This is a genomic window from Ensifer sp. Root278, assembly GCF_001429285.1.
Taxonomy (GTDB): Bacteria; Pseudomonadota; Alphaproteobacteria; order Rhizobiales; family Rhizobiaceae; genus Ensifer.
In genome coordinates this window covers 89,034-103,632 of record NZ_LMJJ01000002.1, presented here as the reverse complement: position 1 = coordinate 103,632, position 14,599 = coordinate 89,034, and the positions used below count along the sequence as shown (strand labels likewise).

The window sequence follows — 14,599 nt, the reverse complement described above, 5'->3', positions numbered from 1 at the left end:
GCTATCTCTTCTTGCCGCCGAGGCGAAAGTTGGCGGTGAAGATCCGGGTGTTGAGCCAGATCGCGACGAGAATAATCGCGCCTGTGACGATCTGCGTGAAGAACGGCGAGATATGCATCAGAATCAGGCCGTTGCCGATGACCGCAATCGTCATGGTGCCAAGCACGGTGCCGAGGATCGTGCCGCGACCGCCCATCAGCGACGTTCCGCCCAGCACCACCGCGGCGATGACCTGCAGCTCGAAGCCGACGGCCGCATTCGACGAGCCGGAGCCGAGGCGGGCGGCGATCAGCAGGCCGGCAAGGGCGCAGGCAACCCCGGCGATCATATAGACCGAAGCGATCACCCATTTCGCCGGCATGCCGACGCGACGGGCGGCCTCCATGTTGGAGCCGACTGCAACGACCTGGCGGCCGTATTTGGTCGAGGATATGACGACATAGCCTGCGACTGCGACCGCGACTGCGATCAGCGCCGGAACGGGGATGCCCAACAGTTCGCCGCGGCCAAGCATGAAGAAGCCCGGTGCGTCCTTGATCGGGATCGAGTAGCCCTGCGTCAGATAGAGCGCGAGCCCGCGCAGGATCGACAGGCCCGCAAGCGTGACGATGAACGCCGGAATGCCCTGATAGGCGGTAAACCACCCCTGGACGAAGCCGAGAAATGCGCCGAAGAAAAGCATGGCGACGACGACCAGCGGCCATGGATAGCCCATCGCCATCACGATGGCGGCAACCGCATTGACCAGCGCGACCTGCGAGCCTACCGAGAGGTCAATGCCACCGGTGATGATGACAAGCGTCATGGCGACCGCGACGATGAGGATCGGCGCCGCCTGGCGGATGACGTTCAGAATGTTGCCGAGCGTCATGAACGTGTCGGTCGTGGCAGCGAAGAAGACCACGCAGGCCAGGAAAAAGAAGGCGATCGACAGGACCTGGGCGTTTTCAGACAGGAAATCCGCCGCCGGCGAGCCTTTTGCGCGTTCGGTATAGGCCGTCATTGTTTGGCTCCTTCCCCGACGATCAGCTTGACGAGGTCTTCCAGGTTGGTCTTGCCGATTTCGCGCTCGGCCACCTTGGTGCCTTCGTACATGACGGCAATGCGGTCGCAGACACGGAACAGGTCCTGGAGGCGATGGGTGATCAGGATGACGGACACGCCTTTCGCTTTAACGCGGTTGATGAGCGCGAGCACGGCTTCGACCTCCGCCACGGCAAGTGCCGAAGTGGGCTCGTCCATGATCAGGACCTTCGGGTTGAACGACGCGGCGCGGGCAATGGCGATGGCCTGGCGCTGTCCGCCCGAGAGCTGGGCTACCTTTCCCGTCAGCCGGGGAATGCGGATCTCCAGGGCGTCGAGCATCTTGCGGGCTTCGGCGAGCATGGTCTTCGTATCGAGAAATGGCCCTTTGCTGATTTCTCGACCCAGAAAGAGATTGCCGACCACATCGATGTGGTCGCAAAGGCTCAGATCCTGGAAAACCATTTCGATATTGCGGTTGCGGGCATCAGCGGGCCCCGAAAACCGAACCTCTTCGCCTTCCAGAGTAATGGTCCCACCATCGGGTATGTAGGTTCCCGAGATGACCTTGGTCAGCGTCGATTTGCCGGCGGCATTGTCGCCGACGAGGCCAAGGCACTCGCCGGGATAGATGTCGAGGTCAACACCACGCAGCGCCTGGTGCGATCCGAACGTCTTGATAATCCCCTTGAGGGACACGCGGGGACTGGCACCGGTGCGGGAGGGCAGAGCCCCCCCGACACCAGCGACAGCGGGAGGATGCTGTCTTTCAGTCGTCATCATTTGAAGATCGCCCGATATGGCTCGACGTTGTCCTTGGTGACGATCGTTACCGGCACGGCGATGGTCTTCTCGACGCTGCCGCCGTCGGATATCTTCTTCAAGGCGTCAACGGCAGCGGCACCCATGGCGGCCGGGTCCTGCTGGATTACGGCGGTGACGTAGCCGGCATCGATGCCCGCGATCGCCTGGGCCGTCAGATCCCAACCGAAGACCTTCACGCTATCCTGCTTGCTCTGGCTCTCGACCGCGGCGATGGCACCCATCAGGGCCGGCTCGCCGGTGGCGTAGATCGCCGTCAGGTCAGGGTTGCCGGTAATCAGGTTCTCGGCGGCCGAGAGCGCGTTGTCCTGCACATTCTGTCCGTCGACGACGCCGGCCGAGCTGATGCCGTCGACACCCTTGATGGTCTTTTCAAATCCCTCCTGGCGAACGTTCTGGATGAAGGAGTTGAGCGCGCCGACGACACCGATCTTGGCCTTGCCGTCGGCATTGGCCTTGACGTAGTCGAGGAAGAACTTGCCCATATCGGCACCCGCCGTGGCGTTGTCAACGCCGATCTGCGCCTTTTGCGGGCCCTCCGGCAGGATCGCGTCGATGGCAACGACGGGGATCCCGGCTTCGGCCGCCTGGTTGACGGCCGGCATGATGCCGTTGACGTCGATTGCGACGACGGCGATGCCATCGACCTTCTGCTGGATATAGGTCTCGATCGCGCTATTCTGCGCGGCCGGATCGTTGTTGGCATTGAAAATGACTAGCTTCGCGCCGGCGGCGTCGGCCGCCTTCTGCGCGCCTTCGTTCATCTGATTGAAGAACAGCGCCTGCTGGTTGATCTGCACGAGTGCAAAGGTCTTTTCGGCGGCAAGAGCCGGTGAGAGAGCCGCGCCGAGGGTCGTCAATGCCGTGAAGCCAAGCGTGGCGACTAAGGTCCTGCGTTTCAAAGTCCAATTCATGTTCTCATCCTCTGTTGGTTCTCCATTGCGTGATTTATCGTTTCGCAGGCGGAGCAACGGATTTCCGCACGACGATTTCGACTGGCAGGAGCTCCTCGATGGGAGCCTGCTTGTCCTGCCAGTTTGTTTCGAGAAGAAGGGAGAGGGCACGCTCGCCGATCGCGCGCACCGGCTGGCGAACGGCGGTCATGGGCGGACCGAAAAGGTGGAGCGGGCCGACATCGTCGAAGCCGATGACCGAGACGTCGTCCGGGATCGACACCCCCTGGTCACGGAAGACCTCGATCATGCCAATGGCGATTTCGTCCGAACTGGCGAAAATCGCCGTTGCCGGGCGGCCTTCCTCGATGAAGCGCTTTGCTGCCTGCCGTCCGAAAGTCACCGTGTAGTCGCCGGCGTATTTAGAAAGACGGAAATCCTCGCCAAAAGCGTCGCGCAGCGCCCCTTCAAGACCGTTGAAGCGCCGACGTGAACTGATCATCGCTTCCGGGCCGCCGACGAACAGTACATCTTTGTGCCCGAATTCGGCCAGATGCCTGCCGGCAAGCGATCCGCCCAGCTCATTGTCGCAGAACAGCTTTGGCGCCTGAGCACCCGGAACGTCTTCGTCGGCGATCACGACTTTGCCGGTTCGGTTTATCAGGGTGGCGAGTTGACCGTCATCCGGGTGGTTGGTGACGAAGATCAGGCCATCGACGTGATTGCGCTCGATGAGCTGGAGATAGGCGACCTCGCGACCGGCGCGGTTGAGTGTCGCGTAAAGAGAGACGGCAAGCCCGCGAGTATCCGCTTCTTCTTCGACCGCGGCTACGAGCGTGGCGAAGAACGGATTGGCGATATCCGGAACGACAAGACCGATCGTATCGGAACGACCGCGGCTGAGCCGGCGGGCATGCGGGTTGGGCTGGTAATTGAGGTCGTGGATCGCGTCGGAGATCCGCTTCTTCGTCTCGTGAGGAAGGTCGAGCGATCCGTTCAGCAGCCGCGAGACCGTCGTCACGGAAACGCCGGCAGCGCGGGCTACATCCTTGAGGCTTGTGACGCGTCGTGTGGTCACCTTGGCTCCATCCCTTGCCGTTGTAAACCGATTTACTAAAACGCTTTACAATAAGATTTCGACTTTCGTGTTCTGTCAAGATAATTTCTCTGCACCGGCGAGATATGTCCTGGCACGGTGTCGTTGTGAGGATGCGAGCGCGCTGCCTTTTATGAAAGCAGGCTCGGCCAAACGATTAGATTGGTCGAGGATGTCAATTCCCATCAAGGCGTGAGATTTGGGTAGCTTTCGACCTAAAGCAGACGACGTCAATGGAACGGCATTGTTACTGCTCCAAGTCAGACACCAGATGCCGGCGTGCAAACCGTGTAGACCGGCGACGCTTCAGCAGCAGCCCTCGCCTGATGAAGTTGCCGGTCGCGAATTCTGGTAATGTCCGCCCCACTTCTGCCCAATGGACCCGCAACGATCTTGGCTTCCATGTTTGGAGATACAACGCCATGCCGACCCGGCGACATTTCCTTATCAGCTTCGTCGCCACGCCGATTGTGCTGCCGAGATTCGGCCATGCAGCCGGCGCTCCCGTGGAGCTGCCGCTTACGGCTAGTTGCGGTGATGACCACCATCTGACGCCGGCACAGACCGAAGGCCCGTATTTTACGCCGCAGAGCCCTGAAAAACAGGACTTCGCGAGCGATGCACCGGGCGGTGAAAGAATGACACTTGTTGGCTACGTGCTAACCAAGGACTGCCAACCGGTAGCAAAAGCGTTGATCGAGCTATGGCACGCCGATGAGACCGGCACCTACGACAATAGCGGATACAAACTCCGCGGACATCAATTCACGGATGCAGAAGGCAAATGGTGGTTCGAGACGATCGTGCCTGGACTCTATCCTGGTCGCACCCGGCATTACCACGTGAAAGTCCAAAGGCCCGGCGGGAACGTGCTGACGACGCAGCTGTATTTTGCCGGTGAGCCGGACAATGAACGTGACCGCATATTCAACGCAGCCTTGTTGCTCGATATCAGAACGACGAGTGACGGAAAATTCGGCCGTTACGATTTCATAGTGGCGTAACCGCGCTTTGCATCCAGCCCTACTGGGGGCTACGCCGTGGCAGAGCGTGTCTGGAGCTTTGCGAAAGCATTTCGGAGCTCGCCGGAGCTCCGAATCTGCATATGATAGTTTAAATGCGTCTATAGACGAGCTGGGCCGCGGTAAGGTCGGCGAGCCCAGAGCCTACACTTTTGAAACAAGTGATCTGGTCTGCGTTCGCACGTGCGAATTCGTCCTTTCGGCACAGGTCGGTGAGAGTGCCAAGAATGGCGTTCTTGCCAATTACCCCCTCGGCGAGTGGCTTGATAAGCTCTCCCGCCTCCTCAAGCGCTACCGCAGTGTCGACGTAGATCGACGAGCGGCGCATCACTTCATCATCCGCCTCTCGCATCTCCGGGGTGAACGCCCCAATGAGATCGACGTGAGTGCCCGGTTTCAGCCACTCGCCTCGAATGATGGGTGCGGTTGCAAGCGTTGCGGCGCTGACTATGTCGGCGGATTCTATTGCGGTTTTAATGTCTGTCGTGGATTTCGCGGGAAGACCCTGGTCACGGAGGGAAGAGGCGAGGCGGTCGGCTTGTTCGGGATTGATGTCCCAGATGACGATGCGCCGAAGCCGTCGTACAGCTGAGTAGGCGTCCGCGATCAGGCTTCCCACACGGCCCGCGCCTATAATGACAAGCGATGAGGCGTCCTCTCGAGAAAGATATTTGGCCCCAAGTGCTGAGGTTGCCACAGTGCGCCGGCTCGTCAGCGTGTTTCCATCCATGAGGGCCAACTGCTCTCCGGTGATGGCGTCGTAGAGCATGTATGTCGATACGACAGCAGGCAGCCTACGGTTCATGTTGCCCGGCATAATGGTCACCAGTTTCACGCCGAGAAAATGATCCTCGTCATCGGCGTTGGACCAGGCCGGCATCAAGAGCAACGTACCGTCAGGTTCGCCTTCGCTGCGTAATGTGTGATGGTGGCGCGCGGGTGTCTGGCATCCCTTCGCAAAGCCCCGTTGAAGAGCCGCAACCAATTCCGGGAAGGGAAGCTTTGCGGCGGTCTGTCTGGCGTCTAATAGCAGTGGTTCACCCATATTCGACTCCTGCTCCGTGGCAGCTTAGAGGGTTGTGATACTGTGTGTGGGTCAACAGCGAGTTGGCTCGCCGACTTGCAACTCGGCTCCCCGCATCAAGGTCGCGCTAATCCGCCGCCGTACAAAACGTCGTTAGAACGAACCAATTGGGGGCATATGGGGCGTTGGCTAAATGGCGCCAGACGCCCTATGGATTAAATCGCCGCTCGACGCGCCTCATCGATATAGAGTTCACGCAAGCCGGTGGCGATCGGTCCCGGCAGGCCTGTCCCGATCCTTGCGCCGTCGATTTCGACCACGGGCATGACGAAGGAGGATGCCCCAGTGATGAATGCCTCGTCAGCAGCCTTAGCCTCCTCGATTGTGAAGGCCCGTTCGGCGACTTCCATCCGTGCTTCCCTGGCGTAGCGCAACAGCGTGGCGCGCGTGATGCCGTGCAGAATGTCGTTCGATAAGGCTCGAGTGATGATCCTGCCAGACTTGATGATGTAGGCGTTGTTTGCGGTTCCCTCGGTGACGAAGCCGTCCTGTATGAACCAACCGTCATCTGCTCCCGCCTCTTTTGCCATCATCTTCGCCATCGAAGGATAGAGGAGTTGCACCGTCTTAATGTCGCGACGACCCCAGCGGATGTCTGGGACCGAGATAACCTTGATGCCGGTCCTCGCTTGCGGGGCATCCACGAGATTGGCAACCGTCTGGGTGAAAAGCACGACCGTCGGCTCGACGTCGGGTGCAGGGAAGGCGAAATCGCGGCGGCCAGGATTGCCGCGCGAAATTTGTAGGTAGACCAGTCCCTCGATAATCTTGTTCCGCTCGACCAACTCGCGGTGGATGGCCAGCAGCACTTGCTGGGACAGCGGATGGCGAATGCCCAGTTCGCCGAGCGAGCGTTCAAGACGCGCGGCATGGCCGCCGAAATCAAGCAGCTTGCCATCGACAACCGAGGTCACTTCGTAGACGGCATCGGCAAAGACAAACCCACGGTCGAAGATCGAGATTTTCGCTTCGGTCTCCTCCAGAAATTCCCCATTCAGATATACAATTCGGCTCAACTGTTTAGCCCTCACTCGGGTCCTCGGTTATCATTCGGAAGACAAGAACATCCCGCGACGGCGCATCTAGACGACGAAGCGTATCGCACGTTGGATCTCGAAGTAGTCTTGCGCGTTGAAGCGCAACGTCCGTGGCGCGATATGCTCCATGCCGGGGTACCAGCTATTCCTATAGGCGTCCGACGGATTGGTGTATTCAACGACGAGCTCGAACTCTTCGGCAAGATTCGGCAGCGAGTTGTTGTAGTTTCCCGACAGGGCCTTCTCCACGCCTTCACGGATCGCGATTACCGCAGCCGCCGGGACCAACGATTTCGTCGCCGGACCAAAGCCTTCACTGGTGGCTAGTGTCGCGATGCCCGGTACCGCGACCTCAGCTTCGGCACACATTCCTGCATCACCGGAAAGAAATGCCGAGGGGACACCGTAGCGCGAAGCACAGAGGGCATTGAGTGTGAATTCCGAAGCCACTTCGCCGTTGATCAGCAGTCTGGAAACCGCTCCGCTCAGCGTATGAGCGAGAGGATTCGTATCGGTGCCCGCCTTGTTGTGGTAGCCGATATAGAGAGCGGCTGAAAAACTCGTATCGATGCCGAACATCATCTCATCCGGATGCCCGCTCCAGCCCCTGACGATGCTCACGTACGGCGGCAGTTTTGATAGGATTAGGTTGCGAGCCGACGAATGTGCGTCTTTCACGACGATTTCCGTTGCGCCGGCCGCTTGCGCTCCTTCGCAGGCGGCTACGAGTTCATTCGTCATGTATTCGCGGAATTCTACGTACTCCGGCTGGCCCTTCTTGGCTTCGTCCCAAGCCGTAATCCCTGCAGTGCCTTCGATATCCGAGCTGATGAAAATCTTCATGTTGGGTTCCCTTGCGTACGAAAATGCGGACGAGCCAAAGGGACACCCGGAGTACCTCAGGGCGGCCTTTGCCTCGCGTGGCGGCAGGCTAGTTCGGTGTAAGTTCGTGTCTTCCGGTCTTGGCTGTCAGTGCCAAGTTGGATTGCGACAGATTCTCAAATTCAGAAGTTCGCCGGTCATGATTTGGTATCCTGCCGGGCAGCTTCACCGACATATCCGATGAAATCGCCATGTAGGCGGGTTACAGCGTTGAGGCGTTCCTCCACTTGTGGGCCAAGCTCCTTGAATACCGAGTTAATCAGGAGGTTGCTCAGGTTCGCCATATGAGCCGTCGAATCCCAAAACATATCGAACTCCGTTCGCACGACGAACATTTCATCGGCAAGATCATGACCCCAATCGCAATAGGCATCAGTTATTAGCGTTAGCGGGATGCCGCGCGACTTCGCGCTCTTGGCCAATGATTCCGATAGCCGCGAGTATCTTCGCGCCTCAAAGATCACGAGCGCAGTCGATTTTTCTCCATTTAACAATGCCTCGGAGAAGTTGCCGCCGGCGATATCGACAAGATGCACGTTAGGCCGCAGATATTGGAGCTGATGGGCAAAGTAGTGTGCAAGACCCCGCTCCGTCTGGAAGCCTGCGATAAAGACCTGCCGGTCGCGAGCAATTTTTTTCACCGCGCGGGCCCACTGCTCTGTTCGCGCGAGTTCATAGATCCGAACGAGGCTGGCGATTTCTAACTCGAGCCCGCGTCCCGGTTCGTCTTCACCGGTTTTGTTTCGATCATGAAACTCCTTCAGGCGGTCACCGAGCAGCCAGGGACCTCCACCGATGTCATGCTGGAGGTCTTCCTTCAAAGCTTTGAAGTTCTGATAGCCCAAAGTACGGCAAAAGCGTCCCACAGTCGGTTCGCTCACACCTATCCGCTTCGAGATTGAGGCGGCGGTGTCAAACGGCAGTTCAGCGATGCTTGCCAGCATGAAAGTCGCTATTCGGCGCTCCGCCTTCGACCCCGTGACAAGATAATCATTTAAGCGTTGCTCTACCGTCTTCGCGGACATTTGAAGCCTTGATAGTTCCGTAATCGTGCCGTTCCGGTGAAAGGAAACTTTCATCCGAAAGCCGTTCTAACATTTCATATGCCCCGAATTGGAAGGGTGTCAAACTGAAATTTAAATTACAAAATACATATTGACTTTATAGAACTTACAAATAGCCTGTCGCAGAAAGTTCGATCTACGGGCTAAAAATAGGGGAACTAAAATGAGGAAAAAGGTCTTTCTGGCCTCGATGCTTGCTGCCTTGTCGTCGGCGGCTCCGACGTTTTCAACGCCGGCCGCTGCCGACGAGGGCCAGACGTTCCGGATGATCGTCCAGGAGCCACGTTTCATGGACCCCAATCTGGTGGACGACGGTGGGGTTGCCATCCAGACCCAGCTCTTCGAGCCGCTCGCAAAGATTCAGAACGACGGCACGCTCGTTTATTTGCAAGCCAATTCGATCGAGCGATCCAGCGATGGTTTGACCTGGACCGTAAAGCTGAAGCCGGAGAATAAGTGGTCGAATGGCGAGCCCGTAACCGCCATGGATTGGGAGTACTCTCTCAAGCGCATCCTGGATCCGAGCATCGCGAGCGGAAACGCGCAATTTTTGACGGAGATCAAGGGCGCCAAGGCGTACAACTCCGGCGAGACCAAAGACGCCTCGGCGGTCCATATCAAAGCCGTGGATGATTTCACGCTGGTTATCGAAACAGAACGAGTGGCGCCCTCATTCCTGGCGAAGCTTGCGCTCCCTTACATTACTCCCGTTCCGCAGGCCGTGGTGGCTCAATGGGGCGAGCGATGGACGCTTCCCGAACATATCGTTTCCAATGGACCATACAAACTTGTGGCCCGGGTAAACGATCAATCGATCGAAATGAACGTCAATTCCTTCTATGCCGGGAAGAAGCCGACAATTGACACAATCAGAATGACGGTCGCGTCGGGCGATATCTGCGAAGCGCAACTTCGAGCTTATGAAGCTGAGGAGATCGACTTCGCCACCTGCATTCCGATACAGGACATTCAGCGGGTTCGGCAGGACGCCACTCTCGCAAAAGAATTGATTACGAATCTTGATTCCGGAACCTGGTGGGTCCAGTACGATAATTCGCATGCTCCGTGGGACAACAAGGACGTGCGGCACGCATTGAGCCTGGCCATTGATAGGAACGCGCTGTCGTCAGTCATTAGCGATGGAACCGCGGCAGTGGCAAATACGATCGTTCCGCCAGGTATTCCTGGTGCAAACGAGGACGACGCCATCAAGGGAAATGTGGAGACTGCCCGCGAGCTTCTAGCCAAGGCTGGCTACCCGAACGGCGCCGGTTTCCCTCCATTCACCCTCACAGTACGTGATAGCGCTTCGCAGCCGATCGTAGCACAACTGCTGCAGCAGATGTGGTCGGAGAATCTCGGCATCAACGCCACGATCAACGTCATGGAGCTGAAGGCTTTCGCCGCTTGGGTGAACGCCCGCAAGAATGCGCCCTACGACATGATAACTGCTCTTTGGGTATCCGACTATGCGGATCCTGAAAATTGGTATGGCGATCTGATCACCGACGACTATCGCAACAGCCATTTCCGCAACGAGGACTTCGCGTCGCTCATCAAACAAGCGAAGGTAGCTACGGACGAAACTCAGAGGATTGAGACCTACCGGCAAGCAAACAAGATCTTCGAAGAGCAACAACCGATGAGCGCCCTTTATCGGGAAACGTCGCTCTGGCTTGTGAAGCCTTATGTCAAAAACCTTCGGCCCGACACTACTCTTAGACTCTATCCCATCCGCGATACGGAAATCGTACGGTAGGCTGGGACAGACATGTTCTCCTTTATATTGAAGCGAGTGCTTGCCAGTATCCCAACTCTCTTGGTTGTTTACACGGTAACATTCGCGATAGCCCATCTCACGCCTGGCTCGCCATGGGACAGCGCGAGCGCAAATCGGCCGATGGAGCCAGCCGCGAAGGCTGCCCTGGATGCGAAATACAATCTGGATGCGCCGTTGCACATTCAGTACGTCGGTTATCTCTGGGGTGCCGTTCAAGGCGATCTTGGGCCGTCGTTTCGTGACCCCACGCAATCCGTCACCGATATCGTGAAGAAGTTTCTTCCGACGTCGCTTGCCCTCGGCTCAATGGCGATAGCCCTCGCCATCGTCATGGGGCTACTGCTTGGCGTCCTGGCGGCCCTGACACGTTCGAGAGCTCTGGAGACTGCTATACTGTTCTTCTGTACCTTCTGCGTGTCTCTACCAACCTACATCATCACTGCAGTGTTGATCGTAACGTTGGGCGTCGGACTTGGACTTGTTCCAACGTTTGGGTGGAAGGGGCTCTTTTCCACCTCGGCCATCGTTCCCGTGGTTTCCCTCGCTCTCGCTCCAATGGCGGCGATTGCCCGTTACTGTCGAAACTGTGTTCTGGAGGTCATGCACAAGGATTTTGTCCGTTCAGCTCGGGCGAAAGGAGTGAAACGAGGGCGCATCATCGCGGTTCATATACTGAGAAATGCCATTATTCCTGTCGTGACAGTTGCCGGTTCATACGCCTCCTCGGTACTCGTTGGTTCATTCTTCGTGGAATCCATCGCCGGCGTGCCTGGGTTCGGGCGGTACTTCGTGCTGGCGGTGTCGGCAAGAGACTATCCTGTCATCATTGCGACGACCCTCGTGTACGCGGTGATTGTGGTCCTCTGCAATCTGCTCGTCGACATCGCTCATTTCATAATCGACCCCCGAACCCGCGAGGACGTACGATGACGATAGTTCCATCTATCCAGCGGCGTGGTGTTTCACTGCTACCCACATCTATCCGCAGCAAGCCCGGTCTAGCCGTTGCCATAGCATTCCTGGTGCTGATCGTCGTTGTTGCTGCATCCGCTTCATTCCTGCCTTACGACGCGTATCGCCAGGATCTGCTTCACAGAAATTCGCCCCCCAGTTGGAACCACATACTCGGGACCGACGAGTTGGGACGTGACATGCTGGCTCGTCTTGCGATCGGAGCCCGTGTCTCACTGGTAGTTGCCGTGACATCCACCGTGGCAGCAGTTCTCATCGGCATCGCTGTCGGCGCGATCGCAGGATACAAGCGAGGCTGGATTGACAGTGTTTGCATGCGCTTCGTTGACAGCATGTACGCATTCCCCGACACGTTGTTTGCAATTCTGATCGCCGGAGTTGTGAAGGGGCAGTTGAGCCAGTCTTCCACTGACTTCTTTTCACCGATAACGGCGCTTTATAAAATGTCGGGAGGGCTGTTCGGCGTCTTCCTCACTTTGAGTTTTACCTCTTGGCTGGTTTGCGCCCGCATTGTACGCGCAGAGGTGATCATACTTCGATCGGCGGAATACGTTGCGGCCGCTCGATTGGCGGGTGCCTCAGACTTATTCGTAATGCGGCGCCACATTCTGCCGAACTGCCTGCCGGTGATTATCGTCGCCGCGACGTTTGTCGTGCCAAGTGCGATTCTGCTTGAAGCTGGCCTGAGCTTCCTGGGCGTTGGCGTCGATCCACCCACACCGAGCTGGGGAGCGATGATCGCGTCGGGCGTGAGGTCGATGCAGTCCTATCCGCATCTGCTCATAACGCCAGCGATAGCGGTGGGGCTCACCTTGCTGTCCATAAACGTCGTCGGCGACGCATTGCGCGAACACTTCGATCCTTCGTTCAGACGCGGCGGAGAGGCCTCATGAGTGAACTCCTGAAACAAATCGGCGAGACGACAAATAATGCCGGTGCTCGCCTGGGCGATACGATCCTCGAAGCTCGAGACCTGCATGTCATTTTTGGCACCGGTGTGCGGGCGGTGGATGGAATCAATCTCAAGATCTATCGCGGCGAAACGCTCGGGGTCGTGGGGGAGAGCGGTTGTGGCAAATCCACCCTTGGGCGCACATTGTGCATGCTCGAGGCCCCGACTGGCGGAAGCGTTGCGCTTAATGGCCTGCCCATCAGCGATATGAAGGGGAGCAGCTTGCGTGAGGCCAGGAAGAGCCTGCAAATGGTGTTCCAGGACCCGTACAGCAGCCTTGATCCAAGGCAGCGGGCGGGCGAGATCATTGGGGAGCCACTCCTTCTGGCCGGCGTCGACAAAAAGCAGCGGCAGTCGCGGGTGAATGAACTGCTTGATCTCGTTTCGATCGGAGCGTCCGGGTATGCGAAGTTTCCTCGTGAGTTCAGCGGCGGGCAGCGGCAGCGAATTGGGATTGCCCGGTCACTCGCCGCAAACCCCGAAATTATAATCTGCGACGAGCCCGTCAGTGCGCTCGATGTGTCCGTTCAGGCTCAGATCGTCAATTTGCTTGTATCGTTGCAGCGCAAGCTAAACCTGACCTACGTGTTCATATCCCACGACTTGGCGGTCGTTCGGCAGATGGCGGACCGGGTTGCGGTCATGTACCTTGGTCGAATTGTCGAGCTAGCGGATGCGGATAAGATATTTGCAGCTCCGCGTCATCCCTACACAGCAGCCTTGCTGTCTGCGGTGCCGAGAATGCCGACATCTTCAGCCAAGCGCAAACCGATCTCACTGCCGGGCGATCCTCCTTCTCCGATGCATTTGCCACCCGGCTGTCGGTTCCAAGCGCGATGCTGGCTCAGGCAAAAGCTCGGTTCACCGGACGTATGCTCCGCCGTCGACCCGATGTTGTCGGGCACGGGTGACCACCAGGCGGCCTGTCACTTTCAAGAACATGTCGACGCACAGCGCGGAGCCCAGAATGCTTAATCAAATCAGACATTCTGCCGATCATGATGCGATATTGTCAGTTGAGAATCTGTCGATAGACATTGAAAGCAAGCGCGGTGTGCTTCATGTCGTGCGCGGTGTTTCCTTCCACGTCAATGCAGGTGACCGGATTGGTGTTGTAGGAGAGTCGGGATGCGGGAAGTCAACTCTGGCTCTCGCCATCATGAGACTGCTCGCTCCGGGGGCGGCTCCTGTCGGTGGTAGCATTCAGTTTCTTGGAACCGATCTGCTCGCGCTGTCGGAAACGGAGATGCGCCGACTGCGCGGCAACGAGATTGGAATGGTTTTTCAGGACCCTGCGGCGAGCCTGAACCCGATGATGACCGCAGGGCGCCAAGTCGGCGAGACAATCGAGGCCCATAAGGGCGTCTCGAGAAAGATCTCGGCCAGCGCGGCGGTCGACATGATGCGCTCCGTCAAGATTCCTGAGCCAGCCGTCCGCGCCGGCCAGTATCCGCACCAGTTTTCCGGGGGCATGCGTCAGCGTATTGTCATCGCGATGGGAACTGCGAACACGCCCAAATTGATCATAGCCGACGAGCCGACCACGGCTCTCGATGTCACTGTTCAAGCGCAGGTCATCGAGCTCCTCGAAAAGATGAACACCGATACCGGTTCGTCGATTGTCTTCATTTCTCACAATATCGCCCTGGTGTCGGAGTTTTGCTCCCGGGTGGTAGTCATGTACGCCGGGCGTATAGTCGAAGAAGGTTCAACATCGGACATCTTTTCGAGACCGTATCATCCCTACACTTCGGCGCTCATAAAATCGGTTCCTCCGCTTGATGAACGTCTTGCGGACGGATTGGTCCCGATCGAAGGGCGGCCGCCAAACTTGGCGAGCAAGCAAGTTGGATGCGCCTTTGCGGCTAGGTGCAGTTCTAAAATCGAGAAGTGCACACAGAGCAGTCCGCCCCTTGTGGCGATGGGGCCCCGAAAGGTTGCATGCTGGGTGACTGGGGCACACTCGTAACTG

The 14,599-nt window shown here is 57.8% G+C and carries 14 protein-coding genes; 6 read left to right on the top strand and 8 right to left on the bottom strand.

The features are described from left to right. Nucleotide 1 precedes the first annotated feature (1 nt). Genes ASE60_RS03430 through ASE60_RS03415 form a run of 4 tightly spaced genes read right to left on the bottom strand, consistent with a single transcriptional unit; the run spans nucleotide 2 to nucleotide 3,816 of the window. A complete protein-coding gene (locus ASE60_RS03430) occupies nucleotides 2-1,003 on the bottom strand; it encodes an ABC transporter permease (protein WP_057248344.1) in 1,002 nt (333 codons plus the stop codon). Further along, complete coding sequence (locus tag ASE60_RS03425) at nucleotides 1,000-1,803, bottom strand: ATP-binding cassette domain-containing protein (protein ID WP_057248464.1); 804 nt, start codon at nucleotides 1,801-1,803, stop codon at nucleotides 1,000-1,002. Before ASE60_RS03425 ends, ASE60_RS03430 begins: the two co-directional genes overlap by 4 nt. Beyond that, nucleotides 1,803-2,759 (bottom strand): substrate-binding domain-containing protein, encoded by a 957-nt coding sequence (locus tag ASE60_RS03420; protein WP_057248343.1) that lies wholly within the window; start codon nucleotides 2,757-2,759, stop codon nucleotides 1,803-1,805. The genes ASE60_RS03425 and ASE60_RS03420 overlap by 1 nt, the downstream gene beginning before the upstream one ends. Nucleotides 2,760-2,793: 34 nt before the next feature. Next, on the bottom strand, nucleotides 2,794-3,816 hold the full coding sequence (locus tag ASE60_RS03415) for a LacI family DNA-binding transcriptional regulator (protein ID WP_057248342.1): 1,023 nt from the start codon (nucleotides 3,814-3,816) through the stop codon (nucleotides 2,794-2,796). 344 nt (nucleotides 3,817-4,160) lie between these two features. On the opposite strand from ASE60_RS03415, the gene ASE60_RS03410 reads away from it, so the two are divergent. Then, on the top strand, nucleotides 4,161-4,838 hold the full coding sequence (locus tag ASE60_RS03410) for an intradiol ring-cleavage dioxygenase (RefSeq protein WP_309140390.1): 678 nt from the start codon (nucleotides 4,161-4,163) through the stop codon (nucleotides 4,836-4,838). Nucleotides 4,839-4,947: 109 nt separating this feature from the next. Here the strand turns inward: ASE60_RS03410 and ASE60_RS03405 are convergent, their stop codons facing one another. The 4 genes from ASE60_RS03405 to ASE60_RS03390 form a co-directional block, all read right to left on the bottom strand. Next, nucleotides 4,948-5,901, bottom strand: a complete 954-nt coding sequence (locus tag ASE60_RS03405) for an ornithine cyclodeaminase family protein (RefSeq protein ID WP_057248340.1) — start codon at nucleotides 5,899-5,901, stop codon at nucleotides 4,948-4,950. Between the two features lie 194 nt (nucleotides 5,902-6,095). Beyond that, a complete protein-coding gene (locus tag ASE60_RS03400) occupies nucleotides 6,096-6,971 on the bottom strand; it encodes a D-amino-acid transaminase (protein WP_244495519.1) in 876 nt (291 codons plus the stop codon). Between the two features lie 51 nt (nucleotides 6,972-7,022). Beyond that, nucleotides 7,023-7,820 carry a M55 family metallopeptidase gene (locus ASE60_RS03395; RefSeq protein WP_057248338.1) on the bottom strand — a complete coding sequence of 266 codons (798 nt, stop codon included), beginning with the start codon at nucleotides 7,818-7,820 and terminating at the stop codon, nucleotides 7,023-7,025. A 176-nt stretch (nucleotides 7,821-7,996) separates the two neighbouring features. Beyond that, nucleotides 7,997-8,938, bottom strand: coding sequence for a MurR/RpiR family transcriptional regulator (locus ASE60_RS03390; RefSeq protein ID WP_244495518.1), 942 nt, complete (start codon nucleotides 8,936-8,938; stop codon nucleotides 7,997-7,999). A 148-nt stretch (nucleotides 8,939-9,086) separates the two neighbouring features. Between ASE60_RS03390 and ASE60_RS03385 the strand changes: the two genes are divergently transcribed. From ASE60_RS03385 to ASE60_RS03365, 5 genes are read left to right on the top strand one after another with little or no spacing between them, the layout of a single operon-like run. Further along, nucleotides 9,087-10,682 (top strand): peptide ABC transporter substrate-binding protein, encoded by a 1,596-nt coding sequence (locus ASE60_RS03385; protein WP_057248337.1) that lies wholly within the window; start codon nucleotides 9,087-9,089, stop codon nucleotides 10,680-10,682. A 12-nt stretch (nucleotides 10,683-10,694) separates the two neighbouring features. Beyond that, the gene (locus tag ASE60_RS03380) at nucleotides 10,695-11,633 is read left to right on the top strand and encodes an ABC transporter permease (RefSeq protein WP_057248336.1); all 939 of its coding nucleotides are present in this window, start codon (nucleotides 10,695-10,697) and stop codon (nucleotides 11,631-11,633) included. Beyond that, a complete protein-coding gene (locus ASE60_RS03375; RefSeq protein WP_057248335.1) occupies nucleotides 11,630-12,568 on the top strand; it encodes an ABC transporter permease in 939 nt (312 codons plus the stop codon). Before ASE60_RS03380 ends, ASE60_RS03375 begins: the two co-directional genes overlap by 4 nt. Then, on the top strand, nucleotides 12,565-13,602 hold the full coding sequence (locus ASE60_RS03370) for an oligopeptide/dipeptide ABC transporter ATP-binding protein (RefSeq protein WP_057248334.1): 1,038 nt from the start codon (nucleotides 12,565-12,567) through the stop codon (nucleotides 13,600-13,602). Before ASE60_RS03375 ends, ASE60_RS03370 begins: the two co-directional genes overlap by 4 nt. Continuing rightward, on the top strand, nucleotides 13,595-14,596 hold the full coding sequence (locus ASE60_RS03365) for an ABC transporter ATP-binding protein (protein WP_244495517.1): 1,002 nt from the start codon (nucleotides 13,595-13,597) through the stop codon (nucleotides 14,594-14,596). The genes ASE60_RS03370 and ASE60_RS03365 overlap by 8 nt, the downstream gene beginning before the upstream one ends. The last annotated feature ends 3 nt before the right edge of the window (nucleotides 14,597-14,599 follow it).

What these genes read in the sequence shown, in the direction of transcription:
- ASE60_RS03420 (WP_057248343.1), bottom strand. Translation starts at nt 2,759, where the DNA reads ATGAATTGGACTTTGAAACGCAGGACCTTAGTCGCCACGCTTGGCTTC.
- ASE60_RS03395 (WP_057248338.1), bottom strand. Translation starts at nt 7,820, where the DNA reads ATGAAGATTTTCATCAGCTCGGATATCGAAGGCACTGCAGGGATTACG.
- ASE60_RS03385 (WP_057248337.1), top strand. Translation starts at nt 9,087, where the DNA reads ATGAGGAAAAAGGTCTTTCTGGCCTCGATGCTTGCTGCCTTGTCGTCG.
- ASE60_RS03390 (WP_244495518.1), bottom strand. Translation starts at nt 8,938, where the DNA reads ATGAAAGTTTCCTTTCACCGGAACGGCACGATTACGGAACTATCAAGG.
- ASE60_RS03410 (WP_309140390.1), top strand. Translation starts at nt 4,161, where the DNA reads ATGAAGTTGCCGGTCGCGAATTCTGGTAATGTCCGCCCCACTTCTGCC.
- ASE60_RS03380 (WP_057248336.1), top strand. Translation starts at nt 10,695, where the DNA reads ATGTTCTCCTTTATATTGAAGCGAGTGCTTGCCAGTATCCCAACTCTC.
- ASE60_RS03405 (WP_057248340.1), bottom strand. Translation starts at nt 5,901, where the DNA reads ATGGGTGAACCACTGCTATTAGACGCCAGACAGACCGCCGCAAAGCTT.
- ASE60_RS03365 (WP_244495517.1), top strand. Translation starts at nt 13,595, where the DNA reads ATGCTTAATCAAATCAGACATTCTGCCGATCATGATGCGATATTGTCA.
- ASE60_RS03430 (WP_057248344.1), bottom strand. Translation starts at nt 1,003, where the DNA reads ATGACGGCCTATACCGAACGCGCAAAAGGCTCGCCGGCGGCGGATTTC.
- ASE60_RS03425 (WP_057248464.1), bottom strand. Translation starts at nt 1,803, where the DNA reads ATGACGACTGAAAGACAGCATCCTCCCGCTGTCGCTGGTGTCGGGGGG.
- ASE60_RS03370 (WP_057248334.1), top strand. Translation starts at nt 12,565, where the DNA reads ATGAGTGAACTCCTGAAACAAATCGGCGAGACGACAAATAATGCCGGT.
- ASE60_RS03375 (WP_057248335.1), top strand. Translation starts at nt 11,630, where the DNA reads ATGACGATAGTTCCATCTATCCAGCGGCGTGGTGTTTCACTGCTACCC.